Origin of the sequence: Reyranella sp. (assembly GCF_965228225.1) — a bacterium.
Taxonomy (GTDB): domain Bacteria; phylum Pseudomonadota; class Alphaproteobacteria; order Reyranellales; family Reyranellaceae; genus Reyranella.
Map to the genome: position 1 here is coordinate 4,063,308 of NZ_OZ245801.1, position 18,444 is coordinate 4,081,751.

The window sequence follows — 18,444 nt, forward strand, 5'->3', positions numbered from 1 at the left end:
TCATTGCCCAATGACCAAGGCCTCCTCCCTGCCGCTCGCGCGCTTCACAATCGTCGAGGTGAACGACGCAAAAGTGCCGCTTTGCCTGCGTCTTGCAACATCGCTGGCGGCCAAGATCGCCGCCGATCTCGGCGCCGACGTGCTCAAGATCGAGCCGCCGGGCGGCGATCCGGTGCGTCGTGCGCCGCCATTGCTGCCGCAGGGCGGAAGCGCGCTGTTTGAGTTCCTCAACACGTCGAAGCGCTCCCTCGCGCTCGATCTCGCGGGCGAGTCCGGCCGCACCACGCTCGCCGAGCTGGTCGATCGGGCCGACGTCGTTCTGTTCGAGGAGCCGGCTTCCGTGGCCGCATCCCTGCGACAGGCGAAGGCCACGCCGGTCGAGATCGCGGCCTTTCCGCTCGAGATGGAGGCGGCGCAGCGTCCGGTCAGCGAACTGGCGATCCAGGCATTGGGCGGCCTGATGCACATGGTGGGCGAACCGGCCCGCAAGCCGCTGAAGCTGGGCGGCCATCAGGCGTCCTATGCCGCGGGCCTCACCGCCTTCACCGGGCTCATGGCGGCGCTCGCCGCGCGCGATGCCGGGCATCGGGCGCCCTCGGTGCGCGTGTCGCTCGCGGAAGTCATGCAGTGGGTGAACTGGAAGGCGGCGTCCGGCGCCGCCGCCTCTGGGGTCTCTCCCGGTCGCGAGGGCAGGAACTCGGAGTTCCAGGTCCTGCCCTGCCGCGACGGCCATGTTGCGGTCGTCTACACGGTCACCCAGTGGCCGGCGACCCGCACGCTGATTGGCGATCCCCGCCTCGACGATCCGAAGTTCAGCACGCGGGTCGGCCGCCGCCAGAACATCGCCGAACTCTATGCCGCGCTCGCGCCGTGGTTTGCCGACAAGACCCGCGAGGAAATCCAGAAAGTGGCGCAGGCCAGGGGCGTGCCGTTCGGGCCGATCTTCTCGCCCGCCGAACTGCTGCAGACGGAGCAATACGTGGCGCGGGGCTTCCTGGCCGACATGGCCCATCCAATCGAAGGCAGGCTGCGCCTGCCGCAGCTTCCCGTGCAATGGAACGGCCGCTCCTTCGCGCCGCGGCCCGCGCCGGAATTCGCGGCATGAGCGAGCGTCCTCTCGCCGGCGTGCGCGTGCTCGATTTCGGCCTGCTGACGGCGGGCGCGAATACCTCGGCCATGCTGGCCGATCTCGGCGCCGACGTGATCAAGATCGAGTCCGGGTCTTATCTCGATCCCTTCCGCGTCATCGGCAAGATCGACAGCGACGAGGGCTGGTGGAATCGCTCGCCGCAGTTCCGCTTCACCAACCGCAACAAGCGCGGGCTGGCATTGAACCTGAAGGATCCCGAAGGCCAGCGCGTCATCCGCGAACTCGCCGCGCATTGCGACGTCGTGGTCGAGAATTTCCGACGCGGCGTGCTCGACCGGGCGGGCCTGGGCTACAAGGAGCTGAGCGCGGTCAACCCGCGCCTGGTGTTCGCCGCCATCTCGAGCCAGGGCGACACGGGGCCCGAGCGCATGAACGTGTCGTTCGGCAGTACGCTCGACGCCACGTCGGGCATCGCCTCGCTCACCGGATACGAGGGCGAGGAGCCGCGCATCTCCGGCATGGACGTGAACTATCCCGACCAGATCGTGTCGCTGTTCGCCACCGGCATCGTCATCGCCGCCGTAACGGAAGCGCACCGCACGGGCCAGGGTGCGTTCCTCGATTTCTCCCAGCGCGAAGTGGCGTCGTTCACGCTCGGCGAGGAGATTCTCGCCGCCTCGGCCGCTCCGAACCATCGGTTGGCACCACGCGGCAATGACGAAGCGGGCGTGGCGCAGCAGGACTCCTATCAATGTGCCGACGGCAAATGGCTGGCCGTGACCCTCGACAGAGCCGATCCGTCGATGGCGACCGTCTGCGCCGGCAAGGACCGTGACGCCGCACTGGCCGCACTGCTGGCCAAAGGCATCGCCGCAGCGCCCTGCCTCGACGGCAATGACCTGCTGCGCGACGCTGCGCTCCAGGGCGTCACGCTGGTGCGCGACGAGAAGGGCGGCCTCGTCAAGGGACTGCCCTACCGGCTCGACGGCACGGGACTCACCATCGAGCGGCCCGCCCCCGATCTCGGCCAGCACACCGACGAGGTGCTGCGCGAACTGCTGGGCTACGACGATGCCCGCCTGAAGCAATTGAACGACAGCGGCGTGACCTCGACCACGCCCACCATCGGAGAGGTTTGATCCATGCCGCGCGCCGAAGTGCACAAATTGATGGAGCGCATGGCGATCCCCGCCATTGCCGCCCCCATGTTCCTGGTCTCCAATCCCGCGCTGACGCTCGCCTGCTGCGGCGAGGGTCTGATGGGCAGCTTCCCCGCCCATGGCACGCGCAGCCGCGAGGAGTTCCAGGCCTGGCTCGACGAGATGGTCGAGGGCATGAAGCGGCTGGAGGATGCCGGCCGGAAACCCGCACCCTGGGCTGTGAACCTCGTCGTCCATGCCTCGAACCCGCGCTACCAGGGCGACCTCGAACTGGTCGAGAAGTACAAGGTGCCGGTGGTGCTTACCTCGAAGGGCGCGCCGGGCGATGCCATCAAGCGCATCCATGGCTGGGGTGCCGTCGCCCTGCACGACATCGCCAACCGGCGCCATGCCGAGAAGGCTCTGGAAGCCGGGGTCGATGGCGTGATCGCGGTCGCGGGCGGTGCCGGCGGCCATACCGGCACAATTAACCCGTTCGCGCTGATGAACGAGGTGCGACAGCTGGGCGACAGCTTCGCGGTCGTGCTGGCCGGTGGCCAGACGACCGGCCGCGACGTGCTGGCGGCCGAGGCGATGGGGGCCGACCTCGCCTATATCGGCACGCGCTTCATCGCCACCCAGGAGGCAATGGCCGCACAGGCGCACAAGGACATGATCCTCGCCACGCGGGCGACGGACGTGTTCCTCACCGCCTCGGTCGACGGCGCCCCGGCCAACTGGCTGACGCCCAGCCTGCTGGCGGCCGGCATCGACCTCGACGTGCTGCGGACCACGCTGCCCGGCAAGATCGTCGGCGCGCAGGAGAACAAGAAGCGCTGGAAGGACATCTACACGGCCGGCCACGGCGTCGGGAACATCGACGACGTGCCCGCCGCCGCCGATCTCGTCCGGCGCCTCGTCAGCCAATACCGCGAGGCGAAGTCTGAAATGGCGCGCGCGCTGGCCGGTCGCGTCGCAGCGTAGACGGTGGGCGGCCCCCTGCTCTAGGTTTCGGCTCCAGAGTTCCGAGGGGGTATCCGCGTGAAGACAAAGGCAGCCGTCTGTTTCGAGGCCGGCAAGAACCTCGAGATCGAGACCGTCGATCTCGAAGGGCCGAAGTTCGGCGAGGTCCTGGTCGAGATCAAGGCGTCGGGCGTGTGCCACACCGACGAGTTCACGCGCTCCGGCGGCGATCCCGAGGGCCTGTTCCCGGTGATTTTCGGCCATGAGGGCGCGGGCGTCGTGGTCGATGTCGGGCCGGGCATCGTGTCGCTGAAGAAGGGCGATCACGTGATCCCGCTCTACACGCCGGAATGCCGCCAGTGCAAATCCTGCGTTTCGGGCAAGACTAACCTCTGCACATCGATCCGCGCCACCCAGGGTCAGGGCGTGATGCCCGATGGCACCTCGCGCTTCTCGATCAAGGGCCAGAAGATCCACCACTACATGGGCTGCTCGACCTTCTCGAACTACACGGTGCTGCCCGAGATCGCGCTGGCCAAGATCCGACCTGACGCGCCGTTCGACAAGGTCTGCTACATCGGCTGCGGCGTGACCACCGGCATCGGTGCGGTGATCAATACCGCCAAGGTCGAGGCCGGGGCCAATGTCGTGGTGTTCGGCCTGGGCGGCATCGGCCTCAACGTGCTGCAGGGCGCGCGCATGGTCGGCGCCAACATGATCGTCGGCGTCGATCTCAACCCGGCGCGCGAGGCGCTCGGCCGCAAGTTCGGGATGACGCACTTCGTCAATCCCTCGACGCTGGGCGACAAGGACCTGGTCGCGCATCTCGTCGAGCTGACGGACGGCGGCGCGGATTACAGTTTCGAATGCGTCGGCAGCACCAAGCTGATGCGCCAGGCGCTGGAATGCTGCCATCGCGGCTGGGGCAAGTCGGTCATCATCGGCGTCGCCGGCGCCGGGCAGGAGATCGCCACGCGCCCGTTCCAGCTCGTCACCGGCCGCACCTGGATGGGGACCGCCTTCGGTGGCGCCAAAGGCCGCCGCGACGTGCCGAAGATCGTCGACTGGTACATGGACGGGAAGATCGACATCGATTCGCTGATCACCCACACGATGCCGGTCGAGAAGATCAACGACGCGTTCGACCTGATGCACAAGGGCGAGTCGATTCGCAGCGTCGTCACGTTCTGATCGTCCCCTTCTCGCTGCCGCGTTCCGGAGGAAGCCACGCCATGACCGTGCGAAAGCTGGGCGGAGCCACCATCGAGAAGGTCGAGGAACTCTGCGGCCCGGGCTTCAAGCCCGGCCGCATGTTTCCCAGGTTCGACCAGGAAGCCTTCGATGCCCAGAAGGGCTGGATGGTGCCGGAGCACGTGCAGGAGGGCAGCGACCGGCTGATCGGCTCGGTCCACACCTGGATCGTGAAGACACCCCGGCACACGATCCTGATCGATACCTGTCTCGGCAATCACAAGCAGCGCCACAACGCGGGTTGGAACAACCTCGACACGCCGTTCCTCGAGCGACTCAAGGCCTGCGGCTGTGCGCCCGAGTCCGTCGACTTCGTGATGTGCACGCACCTGCATGTCGACCATGTCGGCTGGAACACCAAGCTCGAGAACGGGCGCTGGGTGCCGACCTTCCCCAATGCCAAATACCTGTTCGCCAAGCGTGAGTACGCGCACTGGGAGAGCGAGCGCAAAGCGCAAGGTGAAGGCAAGGTGAACGACGGCTCGTTCGACGATTCGGTGCTGCCGATCGTCGAGGCCGGCAGGGCGGTGATGATCGAGAGCGACCACCAGCCCGATCCGCTGCTCACCATCCGGGACTATCCCGGCCACACGCCGGGCTCGGTCGCGATCAACCTCAAGGACCAGGGAAAGCAGGCCTGCTTCTCGGGCGACATCATGCATCACCCGATCCAGGTCTATCAGCCCGACTGGTCGAGCCAGTTCTGCTGGGACCAGGCGATGTCGGCCGTCTCGCGCCGCAAGCTCCTGGAGGACTGCGTCGAGAGCAACGCCCTGCTCTGCCCCGCCCACTTCCCCGGCGCCAATGCGGGCTACGTCAAACCCGAGGGCAATTCCTTCAAGATCGAGTGGGACCGGCCATGAAGCTCGAACCGCTGCTCGACGGACTCTCCTTCGGCGAAGGCCCGCGCTGGCGGGACGACCGGCTCTATTTCTCCGACTTCTACGTCCACCAGGTGCGAACCGTCGACGAGAGCGGCAAGACCGAGACGATCGTCGAAGTGCCCGGACAGCCCTCCGGACTGGGATGGCGGCCCGACGGCACGATGCTGATCGTCAGCATGACCGACCGGCGGCTGATGCGCTTCGCCGGCGGCAAGCTCACCGTCGAGGCGGAACTGGGCGGAATCGCGACCGGCCTGTGCAACGACATGATCGTCGATGCCAGGGGCCGCGCCTATGTCGGCAATTTCGGCTTCAACCGGCACGCCGGTGAGAAGCCGCGCCCCGCCGTGCTGGCCCGCGTCGACCCCGACGGCTCGGTTCATGCCGCCGCCGACGATCTCATGTTCCCCAACGGCACCGTCATCACGCCCGACGGCAGGACGATGATCATCGGCGAAACCTTCGCCAAGCGTCTCACGGCCTTCGACATCGCCGAGGACGGCACCTTGTCCAACCGACGCGTCTGGGCCGAGACGCCGACCTGCAATCCCGACGGCATCTGCCTCGATGCCGAAGGCGGCATCTGGGTCACCGGCGCCTTCACCCATCATATGATCCGCGTGCTCGAAGGCGGCAGCGTCACGCACGATCTCGATCTCGGTGAGCGCGCGGCCTATGCCTGCATGCTGGGCGGCCATGACCGCCGCACTCTGTTCGTCGTGACCAACAGCGGCAGCGGACCCGCCATCGCAGACAAGAAGGACGGCCGCATCGAGACGATGCGCGTCGACGTACCCGGCGCCGGCCTGCCCTAGGAGGAATTCATGAAGGGTCCCGAGGACGATGCCGGTCTGGCCGGCAAGGTGGCGATCATTTCCGGCGGCGGCGCGGTCGGCGACGGTATCGGCAACGGCCGCGCCGCGGCGATCCTGCTGGCCCGTGCCGGAACCCACGTGCTGGTGGCCGACCGCGACCTGAAGCTCGCGCAGCGCACGGTCGAAATGATCCAGGCCGAGGGCGGCCAGCATGCCGCGGCCCATGCCGGCGACATGACGCAGGAAGCCGAGTGCAAGCGGCTGGTCGACGCCGCGGTCGACAGATGGGGCCGGCTCGACTTCCTCGACAACAATATCGGCATCGGCAGCCGCGGCTCGGTGGTCGAGGAGAAGCCCGAGGACTATCGCCGCGTGATGCAGGTCAACGTCGAGACGATGTTCCTGCTCTCCAAGCACGCGATCCCGGCGATGATCAAGACGGCCAAGGGCGGCGCCATCGTGAACATCTCGTCGATCTCGGCGCTGCGGCCGCGCGGGCTCACGACCTACACGACCTCCAAGGCCGCCGTGATCGGCCTCAGCCAGGCGATGGCGGTCGACCATGGCCGCGACGGCATCCGCGTGAACTGCATCTGCCCCGGCCCGGTCTACACGCCGATGGTCTACGCCCGCGGCAACGGCATGAGCGAGGCCGCGCGCGCCCAGCGCGCCAGGGCCTCCGTCCTCAAGACGGAGGGCACGGGCTGGGATGTCGGCCACGCCGTGCGCTTCCTGCTGAGCAATCACGCCCGCTACATCACCGGCCAAGTCCTCGTCGTCGATGGCGGTGTCACGCTGCAGGGGCCGGAACGCGATTCACAAGATCACTGAGTACAAAAAGGGAGAAACAACCAAGATGGCCCGCCTGCCCTATCTCGAGCCCGACCAGGTCGCGCCCGAGTATCGCGACATGCTCAAGCGCAATACCAACCTGCACAAGCTGCTGGTCAACTCGCCGGACATGGCGCGCGCCTTCAGCGGCCTGGGCGGCTACATCCGCTTCAAGAGCAAGCTCGATCCCCGCCTGCGCGAGCTCGCCATCCTGCAGGTCGGCTGGCTGGAGAAATCGGAGTACGAGTTCACCCACCATGTGAAGATCGGCAAGGAATTCGGCGTCACCGACGAGGACATCCAGGCCCTGATGGCTGAGACCGAGGGCAAGCCCTCGAAGCTCGAGCCGCTCGCCAAGGCGATCCTGAGGGGTGCGCGCGAGATGGTGAAGGACCTCGCAATGTCCGAAGCCACCTTTGCGGAGATCAAGAAGGAGCTGTCCGACGAGCACATGACCGACCTCGTGCTCACCATCGCCTTCTACTGCGCCGTGGTCCGCGTGCTCGCCACCATGAAGATCGACAACGAGCCGCAGTACAAGGAAGTGCTCAAACAGTACCCGATCCCGGGAGTGAAGTGACATGCGCCTGAAAGATCGCGTCGCCATCGTCGTCGGCGCCGGGCAGAGCCCCGGCGAAGGCATGGGCAACGGCCGCGCCACCGCGCTCACCTTCGCGCGCGAGGGCGCCAAGGTCCTCTGCGTCGATCACAATCTCGAGTCGGCGAAGGAAACCGTCGAGATGATCGGCGTGAACCAGGGCACGGCGGTCGCCTTCAAAGCCGACGTGACCAGCAACGCCGACCTCAAGGCGATGGTCGACGACGCCCATGCCCGCTGGGGCCGGATCGACATCCTGCACAACAATGTCGGCGTTTCGCTGTCGGGCGGCGATGCCGAACTGCTCGACATCACCAGCGAGGCCTTCGACCGCTGCGTGGCGATCAACCTGAAGAGCTGCATCTTTGCCGCCAAATATGTCCTGCCGATCATGCGCGAGCAGCAGAGCGGTGTGATCATCAACATCTCGTCGATGGCGGTCATCACCACCTATCCCTACGTGGCCTACAAGGCGACCAAGTCGGCGATGGTGTCCTTCACCGAGCAACTCGCCTACCAGAACGCGCAGTACGGCATTCGCGCCAACGTGATCCTGCCCGGGCTGATGAACACGCCGATGGCCGTCGACACGCGCGCCCGCACCTTCAAGAAGAGCCGCGCGGAGGTCGAGGCCGAGCGCGATTCCAAGGTGCCGCTGCGCAAGAAGATGGGCACCGGCTGGGACGTCGCCAACGCCGCCCTCTTCCTTGCATCGGACGAGGCGAGCTTCATCACCGGCGTGACCCTGCCGGTCGACGGCGGCGCCAGCGTGCGGCGCGGCTAGAGGCACGAACCTTGCGTCGGGCGGCACCATGAACCGACTTGCCGGCAAGACCGCCCTCATCACCGGTGCCTCCTCGGGCATCGGCCGTGCCATCGCCAAGAAGTTCCAGGCGGAGGGTGCGACCCTCCTGCTGATGGACATCACCGAGGCGGTCGTCGAAGGCGGCGAGCCGACGCACAGGATCCTGAACGTGCCTTTCTTCCAGGGCGACGTTTCAAAGGAGGCGGACGTCGAGGAAGCGGTGCGCCGGGCCGCCCTGCCGACCGGGCGGCTCGACATCGTGGTCAACGACGCCGCCATCCGTTCGGCGAAGAAGCTCACCGACACGAGCCTCGAGGAATGGAACCGGGTGATGGAGGTGAACGTCACCGGCGTCTTCCTGATGTGCCGTGCCGCGGTGCGCCGGATGCTGACCCAGGAAATCCGCAACGAGGCACGCGGGCGCATCGTCAACATCTCCTCGCAGCACGGCATGATCTCCTCGCCCGAGGACTTCTCCTACGGCGTGTCCAAATCGGCGGTGGTCTACATCACGCGCCAGATCGCCTCCGACTACGGCCGGGACAGCATCATCTGCAACGCCGTCGCGCCGGGCAAAATCCTAACCGGCAAAACGGGCCGCGCGATCGAACCGCGCTTCATCGACTATTCCCATGCGCGCACGCCGCTGCCGCGCCTCGGCCGTTCCGAGGATGTCGCCAATGCGGCCCTTTTCCTGGCTTCCGACGAAGCGAGCTTCATCACCGGCGAGAACTTGATGGTCGACGGCGGCTGGATGGCGAACTGACCGGCAGCAGGCCGGTCAGTACCTGAAGGAAGGCATGCACGAGGCGCGCCTTCTGCCGTTCCTTCAGATGCACGACATGGGCGTAGGTGTAGATCTCGGCATCCGCGATCGGCAGGGGCCGGATGCGCGGATCGGGAATGAACTCCGCCTCGGACACCACGCCCATGCCGATCCCCTTGGCCACCGCCTCGCGGATCGACTCGCGGCTGCCGATCTCCATCACGACCTTGGGTCGCACGTTGGCCTCCCGCATTGCCTGGTCGAAGGCGCGGCGCGTCGTCGATCCCGCCTCGCGCACGATCAGCCGCTGGCCTTCCATGTCGCGGGCGCGGATGCTGCGGCGCTGTGCGAAAGGATGATCGATGGGACAGAAAGCGATCACCCGGTGGCGGCGATAGGGAATGGCGACCAGCCGCGGATCGGGATCGACATGGGCCAGCACCGCCACGTCGGTCCGGTAGTCCAGAAGGTCGCGCAGCGTGTCGCGCGAATTGCCGACCGTGACTGAAACGTAAAGACCAGAGTGGCGCGCGTTGAAGGCCGCCAGCATGTCGGTGACGTGATACGGACCGACGGCGCCGACGCGCAGATGGCCGGTCTTGAGGCCGCGCGTCTCGTTGAGATAGTCGGCCGCTTCCTTCTCATCGGCAAAGAGCCGGTGCGTGATGTCGAGAAGGCCACCGCCGGTCTCGGTGAGTTCGATGCGCCGGCCGCGGCGCACGAACAGCTCGACGCCGAATTCCTGCTCCAGCGACTTCACCTGGGTGGTGATGGTGGGCTGGCTCACGCCCAGTTCGCGCGCGGCCGCAGTGAAGCTCAACCGCTGCGCAACCGCGTGGAAGGAGCGGAGCTGCGTATGTCTCATATTGCTTTTATCAATGCCAACTCGAGAATGTTTGAATTGGCTAAATGTGAGAGCCGGCCGGAAGATTGTCAAAAGGACGACAAGTCCAAGCCAATGAGCCATGGGAGTACGCGCGGATGTGGCGCTACCGGAATCCGGTCGACGTGAAGTTCGGCGCCGGCGTCTTCGAGACGCTGGGCAAGGTGCTGGCCGGCCGGGCCTATTGCCTCGTGACCTACGACGACGCCAATGGCGGCGGTGTCTTCGCCGATCTTGCCCGTCGGGTCGTCGCCCAGGCCGGCGCGCCGGCGGTAACGGTGAGCAACATCGGCCCCAACCCCGATTTCGTGGGTCTCACCGAATCCTGCCGCACCTATGCGGCGGCCAAGCAGTCCGTCGAAGCCATCGTGGCGCTGGGCGGCGGCTCGGTGATGGATGCCGCCAAGGTCCTGGCGGCGGCGTCAGGAGACTTCGAGACGGTGCGGCGTCACCTCGTGGGCGGCAAGGACGGTGAGGCGCTAGGGCGCACGCCGATCATCGCCATCCCAACGACGGCGGGCACCGGCAGCGAGGTCACCTCCTGGGCCACGGTCTGGGACACCGGTGCGATGAAGAAGTACTCGCTGGCCCGCGAGACGCTCTATCCCGAGGCGGCGCTGGTCGATCCGCTGCTGACGCTCGGCCTGCCGCGCGCCATCACGATCAGCACCGGCCTCGATGCGCTCAGTCACGCGCTGGAAAGCATCTGGAACGTCAACGCCAACCCGGTGTCGAGTTCGCTCGCCGAAGTCGCCGCGCGCGAGGTGATCGAGGCCTTGCCGTTGTTGGCCGACGATCTCAGGAGCGAGGCGCTGCGGACGCGGCTGGCGCGCGCCAGCCTGCTTGCCGGTCTCGCCTTCTCCAACACGCGCACCGCGCTCGCCCATTCGCTGTCCTATCACCTCACCCTGCACCATGGCGTCCCGCACGGCATCGCCTGCTCGTTCAGCCTGCCCATGGTGATGCGCGCCGTCGCGGGTTGCGACGCCGCCTGCGATGCCTCACTGCGGCGCATCTTCGGCAATGACCTGCCGGCGGGCGCCGCACGCCTAGAATCCTTCCTGAAGAAACTCGGCATCTCGCCCGACGCCACCGCACACGGCATTGCCGCCCGCGACTGGGCGCGCCTCGTCGACGACGCGCTGGCGGGCGACCGCGGACGCAACTTCATCGGACGCCGGGAGGCGCTGTTGGCCGAGATGGCCGCTTAGTCAGTCAAAGAAAAGAAAACCACGGAGGAAACAAGAATGACCAGGATGACGCGTCGCGATTTCGGGCTTTTGACCGCCGGCTCGCTGGTGGCCGGTGGGACATTCGGCACCTGGGGCGCGGCTCATGCCCAGGCCCAGCAGGTCCTGAAGGTCGGATTGATCCCCTCCGAGGATTCGCGGGCGATGCTCGCCCAGAGCAAGGACATCCTCGACGCGGTCGAGAAGAATTCCGGAATGAAGGTCCAGGGCTTCGTGGCCACCGACTATAACGGCGTCATCGAGGCGCTGCGCGCCAAGCATCTCGACATCGCCTATCTCGGGCCTTTCTCCTACGTGCTGGCCACCACCGTGACGCCGGTCGAGGCCTTCGCCATCGCCGAGACTGCCAAGGCCGGCCGCACCTATTATCACTCCAAGATCATCGCCCTGAAGTCGAGCGGCATCAAAACCCTCGCCGACCTCAAGGGCAAGAATTTCGCCTTCGTCGATCCGGCCTCGACCTCGGGTTACGCCTTCCCGCTGGCGGGCCTGCTCAAGGCCGGCATCGAGCCCAAGCGCGATTTCAAGACCGTGCTGTTCACCGGCGCGCACGACGCAAACGCGCTGGCCGTCGCCAACGGCAAGGTCGATGCCGCGACCATCGCCGACCGCATCCTCGATGCCGCGATCGCCAAGGGACACATCAAGGCCGACCAGATCCAGGTCGTGTGGGAATCGCCGCCGATCCCGGAATCGCCGATGGTGTGGCGCAAGGACCTGTCGCCCGAGACGAAGGCCAAGGTGAAGGCCGCCTTCCTCTCGATCAAGGACCTCAACTGGTCCGACCAGGGCAAGCTGAACGGCTTCAAGGAAACCAACGACCAGGCCTACGACGTCGTTCGCGAGACCGCCAAGCTCGCGAACATCGATCTCAAGAAGCAGAAGTAGCCCAGGCCCGCACCAGGGAGATCGAGCGATGATCGAAATCCGCGGCCTCGCCAAATCCTATGGCGACCACCAGGCGCTGCACGATGTCAGCCTCTCGATCCGGCCCGGCGAGTTCGTCGTCGTGCTGGGACCGTCGGGCGCCGGCAAATCGACCTTGCTGCGCTGTATCAACCGGCTGATCGAACCGACCGCCGGCGACATCGTGGTCGACGGCACGCCGCTGTCGTCCAACCGCCGCGACCTGCGCCTGCTCCGGCGCAACGTCGCCATGATCTTCCAGCAGCACAATCTGGTGAAGCGCCTGAGCGTGCTGAAGAACGTGCTGGTCGGCCGCATGGCCGATCTCTCGCCGATCCTCAGCAGCCTGCAGCTCTTTCCCGAGGCCGACGTGAAGATCGCCCTGAATTGCCTCGAACAGGTCGCGATGTCCCACAAGGCGCGCAATCGCGCCGATGCGCTCTCGGGCGGCGAGCAGCAGCGTGTCGGCATCGCCCGGGCGCTGGCGCAGCAGCCCAAGTTCATGCTGGCCGACGAGCCGGTGGCCAGCCTCGATCCCAAGACCTCGCGCACCGTGCTCACCTATCTGAAGAAGAGCTGCAAGGAATCGAACATCGCGGTCCTCTGCAATCTTCACCAGATCGACTACGCGCTCGAGTTCGCCGAGCGGGTCGTCGGCCTCTCGGCCGGACGCGTCGTCTATGACGGCGCGCCGGCCGGTGTGAGCGGCGACGTCATCCGCAGCATCTATCCCGGCCTCGACGATCCCAATGTGCTCGACGCCGCCCAGCGCCTCACCGAACGCCGCCGCGCCGCGGCGGAGGCCGAAACCGTCCCCGCTCTCGAAGGGAGGGCCTGAACATGTCCCTGCAATTCGTCGTCAACAAGCCGCGCGGTCCGCTCGGCTGGTGGATCATGGTCCCGATCCTGGGCGTCACCGTCGCCACCCTCTGGTGGTCGGCGGTTGGCACCCGTCTCAGCATAGGCGGCTTCGTCGACGGGCTGCCATGGATCGGCGACTTCATCGGCCGCATGCTGCCGCCGAACTTCGCGTTCATGCAGAAGCTGGTGCAGCCCGCCATCGAGACCGTGCAGATCGCGCTGTGGGGCACCCTGCTCGGCATCGTATTGGCCCTGCCGGTCTGCTTCTTCGCGGCACGAAATCTCTCGCCCTATGGCTGGGTGTTCCACGGGCTGCGTCAGGTCCTGAACGTGATGCGCGGCATCAACGAGATCATCCTCGCACTGATCTTCGTTGCCGCCGTGGGCCTCGGCCCCTTCGCGGGCGTGCTCGCCATCGCGCTGCACGGCGCCGGCATGCTGGGCAAGTTCTTCGCCGAGGCCATCGAGGAGATCGACGAGGGGCCGCTCGATGCGTTGCGCGCGGCCGGCGCAGGCACCCTGCAGCGCATCGTGTTCGGCGTGCTGCCCCAGGTCCTGCCGGCCTGGATCGGCGTCGTTCTCTATCGCTTCGAGACCAACATCCGCGTCTCGACGGTGTTGGGCATGGTGGGCGCCGGCGGCATCGGCTTCGAACTGATCAGCTCGATGAAGCTGTTCGCCTACGAGGACACGGCGGCCTGCGTCATCGTGATCCTGATCCTCGTGCTCGCCGCCGACCTGATGTCATCGAAGCTGCGTGCCATGATCCGATAGGACAATTCGCTAGCCGGACGGGCGCTCTCGACGCGGGAGCCTCACCACGCCATCCTCTCTGCAATTGGGTTTGGGAGGATGGAGTACATGCGTTTATCGGTCGGAATTCTCGGTGTCGTGGCAGCGCTCGGCCTGTCGGTCGCGCCGGCGCTCGCGCAGAAGAGCGGCGGCACCCTCAAGATGTATATCGCGGACAATCCGCCCAGCACCTCGATCCACGAGGAAGCGACGACCTCCACCGTCGTGCCCTTCATGGGGCTCTACAACAACCTCGTGGTGTTCGATCAGCAGATTCCGCAGAACAGCCTCGAGTCGATCCGCCCCGATCTGGCCGAAAGCTGGGCGTGGAGCGAGGACGGCAAGAAGCTGACCTTCAAGCTGGTCGGCAATGCCAAGTGGCATGACGGCAAGCCCTTCACCTCGGCCGACGTGAAGTGCACCTGGGACATGCTGACGGGCAAGAGCGAGACCCAGAAGCTGCGCAAGAATCCGCGCATCTCCTGGTACTGGAACCTGAAGGAGGTCACGACCAACGGCGACCGCGAGGTGACCTTCCATCTCGGCCAGCCGCAGCCCTCGCTTCTGATCCTGCTCGCCTCGGGCTACAGCCCCGTCTATTCCTGCCACGTGCCGACGGCGCAGATGCGCACCAAGCCGATCGGCACCGGTCCCTTCAAGCTCGGCGAATTCAAGCAAAAGGAAATCGTGAAGCTCGTCCGCAATCCGGACTACTTCAAGAAGGGCAAGCCCTATCTCGACGGCATCGACATGCCGATCGTGCCCGCGCGTGGCACCGCCATGCTGGGCTTCGTCTCAGGCCGCTACGACCTGACGTCGCCCTACGCCGTCACCATCCCGCTGCTCAAGGACATCAAGGCGCAGGCCTCGACCGCCGTCTGCGAGGTCGCGCCGATGAACAACAGCACCAACCTGATCGTGAACAGCGAAGCGCCGCCGTTCAACAATGCCGACATCCGTCGCGCCATGCTGCTCACCATCGACCGCAAGGCGTTCATCGAAATTCTTGCCCAGGGCGCCGGCGAAGCCGGCGGCGTCATGGAGCCGGCGCCGGGCGGTGTCTGGGGCATGCCGAAGGAGCTGTTCGACACGGTCAAGGGGTACGGGCCCGACGTCGCCAAGAACCGCGCCGAAGCGCAGGCCCTGATGAAGAAGGCGGGCTACGGGCCTGACAACAGGCTGAAGCTCAAGGTCTCGACCCGCAATCACCTGCTCTATCGCGACCCGGCGGTGATCCTGATCGACCAGCTCAAGGAGATCTACATCGACGGCGAGCTCGATCTGGTCGACACCGCCCTGTGGTTCAACAAGGTCGCGCGCAAGGATTACTCGGTCGGCCTCAACACGACCGGCAACGGCGTCGACGATCCCGACCAGACCTACTTCGAGCACTATGCTTGCAAGTCGGAGCGCAACTATGTCGGCTACTGCAATCCCGAGATCGAGAAGCTGTTCCCGATCCAGTCCGCTGAGCGCGACATCGAGAAGCGCAAGAAGCTGGTCTGGGAGATCGACAAGCAGATTCTCGAAGAGGGCTTCCGCCCGATCATCATGTGGAATGCCTCGGGAACCTGCTGGCAACCCCACGTGAAGGGCTACCGTCCGATGGTGAACAGCCTCTACAACGGCTCGCGCTTCGAGGACGTCTGGCTGGACAAATAGCCGACGAAGCGAAAGCCGCAAAACTGCCGAAAGCCGCGCCCCGTTGCGCGGCTTTCTTGCGACGGGACCTGACAGTGCCGCGGCCTTGAGAGTAGTGTCGAGACCAACGGAGGGTGCGAGCAACGCCGCCCCATAGATTCCCGGGAGGGACATACATGAAATCATCACGCCAGTTTCTGACGCGCCGGCAAGCCCTGACGGGCACGCTGCTCCTCGGCTCGACGATGCTCGCAACGGGCAAGGCGATGGCGGCCGACTGGCCGGAACGCCCGATCCGCATGATCATCCCGTTCGCGGCGGGCGCCGGTGCCGACATCGTCGGGCGCACCTTCGGCGAGGAACTGGCCAAGGCGCTGGGCCAACCGGTCGTCATCGACAACAAGGGTGGCGCCGGCGGACTTCTTGGCACGGCCGAGGGCGCGCGAGCGCCCGCCGACGGCTACACGCTGCTGCTCACCTCGCAGGGCGCGACGGTCTTCAACATGGGGCTCTACAAGTCGCCGGGCTACGATCCGCTGAAGGATCTCATCCCGATTTCGACGACCGGCATCCTTACCAACGTCATGGTCGTCTCGACCGCCAACCCGGCCAACACCGTCGCCGACGTGATCGCGCAGGCGCGCGCCAAGCCGGGCGAACTCACCTACGGGTCGAGCGGTGTCGGCAGCAGCCTCCATATGTCGGGCGTGATCACCGAACAGCGCACCGGCGTGAAGCTGCAGCACGTGCCCTATCGCGGCGCGCCCGCCGCCGTCCTCGCCGTGGTCAACGGCGAAGTGACGATGGGGTTCTTCAATGCGCCGACCGTGGTGGGCCAGATCAAGGCGGGCAAGCTGAAGGCGCTGGCCGTGACGACCAAGGACCGTTCGAAGATCCTGCCCGACGTGCCGACCATGATGGAGGCGGGCCTGCCCGACTTCGTGGTCGCGACCTGGCTGGGCTTCGCCGTGCCGACCGGCACGCCCGCGCCCATCGTGGCCCGACTCAACGCTGAGATCGGCCGCATCGCCCAGATGCCGCAGGTGAAGGAGAAGCTCCTGGTCCAGGGCTTCGAGGTCCTGCCGCCCGACACGCCGGCCGCCGCCCGTAAGCTGATCGCCGACGATCAGGCGCTGTGGCTGCCCATCATCAAGCAGTCGGGCGCGACAGCCGAGTAGTCAGTCGCCCGCCGCCAGCTCGTTGCGCGGGGCCCCCGCGATCTCCTGGATCAGCTTCTTCGTCAGGGAACGGCCGAACGCTCTATGGGTCTCGGCGACGATCGTGAAGGCGCCGGGGCCGCCGATGACGTTCTCCTGAAAGTACTTTTCCAGTCCACCTGGCGGGTTCGTGTGCTCGGGACGGAAGGCCTCCTCGATCGGCGTCAGGATGACCAGCGCGTTGATCGTGACGTTCTTCGCCACCGCGTCGTCGCGCGCGTCGGTGACCAGGCGGCCGGCGATGTTGTTGCCGTCCCCCGAGACGTCGATGACCCGACGATCCGAGGCGAAGGGTGCACGTTCGAACTGGCCCATCGCGAAGTCGATGGCGGCGCTGATCGAGGTGCTGCCGGCGAAGGAGCGCGGAGTCTCGGTCAACTTGTCACCGAACCGGCGGGCCGAGTCGCCGTCGCCGATCACCATCCAGTCGATCACGACCTTCTGCATGTTGGCCGATGCCCATTCGACGAAGCAAACCGCAATGCGCCGATGGGGACCCGAGGTGATGGCCCGCACCACGTCGGGATGGGTGATGGCGGCGGCGGCGCCTTCGCGCTGCAGCCTGAATTTTGGGTCGGTCACGCTGCGCGAGACGTCGGCGGCCAGCACCAGCAGCATGTCGACCGGCTCTGCGGCCCGGAGCGCGGGCGGCATCAAGGCCAGCATCGTCCCCAGCAGCGCAACAATGAGCCTCATCGCACGCGACCTCTCTCACCGGTTCGCCCGAGTATAGGGCTCCTGCGCCGTCCCGCGAGCGATCCCTGGCACGCGACATTTATGCTATTGCGAATTACTCGCGCATCTGGCTATTTTTGCTGCACTGCACTATATCCAGTGGTGTCCGGCGCCTGGCCGGCCCGTTGCGTAGGAGCGTTTAGCGTGAGCGCGTTGAGGAACGAGACCGTTTTGTCGGTGCATCACTGGACCGACGAGTTGTTCAGCTTCCGGACCACCCGCGACAAGGGTTTCCGCTTCGCCAGCGGCCAGTTCACGATGATCGGCCTCAAGGTCGAGGGCAAGCCGGTGCTGCGGGCCTACTCGATCGCCAGCCCGCACTACGTGGACGAGCTGGAGTTCTTCTCGATCAAGGTGCCCGACGGCAAGCTCACCTCGCACCTCAAGAACCTGATGCCGGGCGATCCCGTGCTGGTCGGCGCCAAGGCCGTCGGCACCCTGCTGCTCGACAGCCTGACCCCTGGCCGCAACCTCTACCTGCTGGGCACCGGCACCGGCCTCGCCCCCTTCCTGTCGATCGTGCGCGATCCGGAAGTCTACGAGCGCTACGAAAAGGTCATCCTGGTCCATGGCTGCCGCCATGTCCGCGATCTCGCCTACCGGTCGGCCCTGGCCGACGAATTGCCGGCCGACGAGATCCTGGGCGACATGGTCCGCGACAAGCTGATCTATTACCCGACCGTGACCCGCGAGCCGTTCAAGTATCGCGGCCGCATCTCCCACCTGATCGAGAACGGCACCCTGGCCAAGGATGTCGGCCTGCCGCCGATGTCGCGCGAGAACGACCGGTTCATGCTGTGCGGCAGCGTCCAGATGCTGGCCGACATCCGCGCCCTGCTCGAAGGCATGGGCCTCACCGAGGGCAGCACCACCACCCCGGGCGAGTTCGTCGTCGAAAAGGCCTTCGTCGAGTAGCCGGTTCCGCTTCGCGAGCGCCCTCAAGTAGCGTGCGATGGTCGCCGGCGGCTAGGATGCCGGCGAGGAACGCATGCCGTCAGGCTCGGGAAGAGGATTGAA

Annotated in this window: 19 protein-coding genes; 17 read left to right on the forward strand and 2 right to left on the reverse strand. The window is 66.2% G+C overall.

Going from position 1 to position 18,444, the window contains the following annotated elements; genetic code table 11:
* The first annotated feature begins 10 nt into the window (after positions 1 to 10).
* Genes ACO07K_RS19735 through ACO07K_RS19780 form a run of 10 tightly spaced genes read left to right on the forward strand, consistent with a single transcriptional unit; the run spans position 11 to position 9,142 of the window.
* Positions 11 to 1,105: a CaiB/BaiF CoA transferase family protein gene (locus tag ACO07K_RS19735; RefSeq protein WP_422030811.1), complete on the forward strand. Its 1,095-nt coding sequence runs from the start codon at positions 11 to 13 to the stop codon at positions 1,103 to 1,105.
* Entirely contained in the window at positions 1,102 to 2,229 is a 1,128-nt protein-coding gene (locus ACO07K_RS19740) for a CaiB/BaiF CoA transferase family protein (RefSeq protein ID WP_422030813.1), read from the forward strand. The genes ACO07K_RS19735 and ACO07K_RS19740 overlap by 4 nt, the downstream gene beginning before the upstream one ends.
* Before the next feature lie 3 nt (positions 2,230 to 2,232).
* A complete protein-coding gene (locus ACO07K_RS19745) occupies positions 2,233 to 3,213 on the forward strand; it encodes an NAD(P)H-dependent flavin oxidoreductase (protein ID WP_422030815.1) in 981 nt (326 codons plus the stop codon).
* Between the two features lie 57 nt (positions 3,214 to 3,270).
* Positions 3,271 to 4,383, forward strand: a complete 1,113-nt coding sequence (locus tag ACO07K_RS19750; RefSeq protein ID WP_422030817.1) for an S-(hydroxymethyl)glutathione dehydrogenase/class III alcohol dehydrogenase — start codon at positions 3,271 to 3,273, stop codon at positions 4,381 to 4,383.
* Positions 4,384 to 4,424: 41 nt separating this feature from the next.
* A complete protein-coding gene (locus ACO07K_RS19755) occupies positions 4,425 to 5,306 on the forward strand; it encodes an MBL fold metallo-hydrolase (RefSeq protein WP_422030819.1) in 882 nt (293 codons plus the stop codon).
* Positions 5,303 to 6,142 carry an SMP-30/gluconolactonase/LRE family protein gene (locus tag ACO07K_RS19760; RefSeq protein ID WP_422030821.1) on the forward strand — a complete coding sequence of 280 codons (840 nt, stop codon included), beginning with the start codon at positions 5,303 to 5,305 and terminating at the stop codon, positions 6,140 to 6,142. Before ACO07K_RS19755 ends, ACO07K_RS19760 begins: the two co-directional genes overlap by 4 nt.
* A 9-nt stretch (positions 6,143 to 6,151) precedes the next feature.
* On the forward strand, positions 6,152 to 6,973 hold the full coding sequence (locus tag ACO07K_RS19765) for an SDR family NAD(P)-dependent oxidoreductase (RefSeq protein WP_422030823.1): 822 nt from the start codon (positions 6,152 to 6,154) through the stop codon (positions 6,971 to 6,973).
* A 25-nt stretch (positions 6,974 to 6,998) separates the two neighbouring features.
* Entirely contained in the window at positions 6,999 to 7,553 is a 555-nt protein-coding gene (locus tag ACO07K_RS19770) for a carboxymuconolactone decarboxylase family protein (protein WP_422030825.1), read from the forward strand.
* Position 7,554: 1 nt separating this feature from the next.
* Entirely contained in the window at positions 7,555 to 8,355 is an 801-nt protein-coding gene (locus tag ACO07K_RS19775) for an SDR family NAD(P)-dependent oxidoreductase (protein ID WP_422030827.1), read from the forward strand.
* 28 nt (positions 8,356 to 8,383) lie between these two features.
* Complete coding sequence (locus ACO07K_RS19780; protein WP_422030829.1) at positions 8,384 to 9,142, forward strand: SDR family NAD(P)-dependent oxidoreductase; 759 nt, start codon at positions 8,384 to 8,386, stop codon at positions 9,140 to 9,142.
* Here ACO07K_RS19780 and ACO07K_RS19785 read toward each other — a convergent pair.
* On the reverse strand, positions 9,096 to 10,007 hold the full coding sequence (locus ACO07K_RS19785) for a LysR substrate-binding domain-containing protein (RefSeq protein ID WP_422030831.1): 912 nt from the start codon (positions 10,005 to 10,007) through the stop codon (positions 9,096 to 9,098). The two genes, ACO07K_RS19780 and ACO07K_RS19785, sit on opposite strands and share 47 nt — an antisense overlap.
* A gap of 116 nt (positions 10,008 to 10,123) precedes the next feature.
* Between ACO07K_RS19785 and psrA the strand changes: the two genes are divergently transcribed.
* The 6 genes from psrA to ACO07K_RS19815 all read left to right on the forward strand — a co-directional run bounded on the left by psrA (position 10,124) and on the right by ACO07K_RS19815 (position 16,653).
* Complete coding sequence (gene psrA, locus ACO07K_RS19790) at positions 10,124 to 11,236, forward strand: iron-containing alcohol dehydrogenase PsrA (RefSeq protein ID WP_422030833.1); 1,113 nt, start codon at positions 10,124 to 10,126, stop codon at positions 11,234 to 11,236.
* Positions 11,237 to 11,272: 36 nt separating this feature from the next.
* On the forward strand, positions 11,273 to 12,163 hold the full coding sequence (gene phnD / locus ACO07K_RS19795) for a phosphonate ABC transporter substrate-binding protein (RefSeq protein WP_422030835.1): 891 nt from the start codon (positions 11,273 to 11,275) through the stop codon (positions 12,161 to 12,163).
* Between the two features lie 28 nt (positions 12,164 to 12,191).
* The gene (gene phnC, locus ACO07K_RS19800) at positions 12,192 to 13,019 is read left to right on the forward strand and encodes a phosphonate ABC transporter ATP-binding protein (protein WP_422030837.1); all 828 of its coding nucleotides are present in this window, start codon (positions 12,192 to 12,194) and stop codon (positions 13,017 to 13,019) included.
* A gap of 2 nt (positions 13,020 to 13,021) precedes the next feature.
* Positions 13,022 to 13,816: a phosphonate ABC transporter, permease protein PhnE gene (phnE, locus tag ACO07K_RS19805; RefSeq protein WP_422030839.1), complete on the forward strand. Its 795-nt coding sequence runs from the start codon at positions 13,022 to 13,024 to the stop codon at positions 13,814 to 13,816.
* An 87-nt stretch (positions 13,817 to 13,903) separates the two neighbouring features.
* Complete coding sequence (locus tag ACO07K_RS19810) at positions 13,904 to 15,496, forward strand: ABC transporter substrate-binding protein (RefSeq protein ID WP_422030841.1); 1,593 nt, start codon at positions 13,904 to 13,906, stop codon at positions 15,494 to 15,496.
* Between the two features lie 155 nt (positions 15,497 to 15,651).
* Positions 15,652 to 16,653, forward strand: a complete 1,002-nt coding sequence (locus ACO07K_RS19815; RefSeq protein ID WP_422030843.1) for a Bug family tripartite tricarboxylate transporter substrate binding protein — start codon at positions 15,652 to 15,654, stop codon at positions 16,651 to 16,653.
* On the opposite strand, the gene ACO07K_RS19820 is transcribed toward ACO07K_RS19815, so the two are convergent.
* The gene (locus ACO07K_RS19820; protein ID WP_422030845.1) at positions 16,654 to 17,388 is read right to left on the reverse strand and encodes a DUF1194 domain-containing protein; all 735 of its coding nucleotides are present in this window, start codon (positions 17,386 to 17,388) and stop codon (positions 16,654 to 16,656) included.
* 183 nt (positions 17,389 to 17,571) lie between these two features.
* On the opposite strand from ACO07K_RS19820, the gene ACO07K_RS19825 reads away from it, so the two are divergent.
* Positions 17,572 to 18,342, forward strand: a complete 771-nt coding sequence (locus ACO07K_RS19825) for a ferredoxin--NADP reductase (RefSeq protein WP_422010822.1) — start codon at positions 17,572 to 17,574, stop codon at positions 18,340 to 18,342.
* Positions 18,343 to 18,444: the final 102 nt, after the last annotated feature.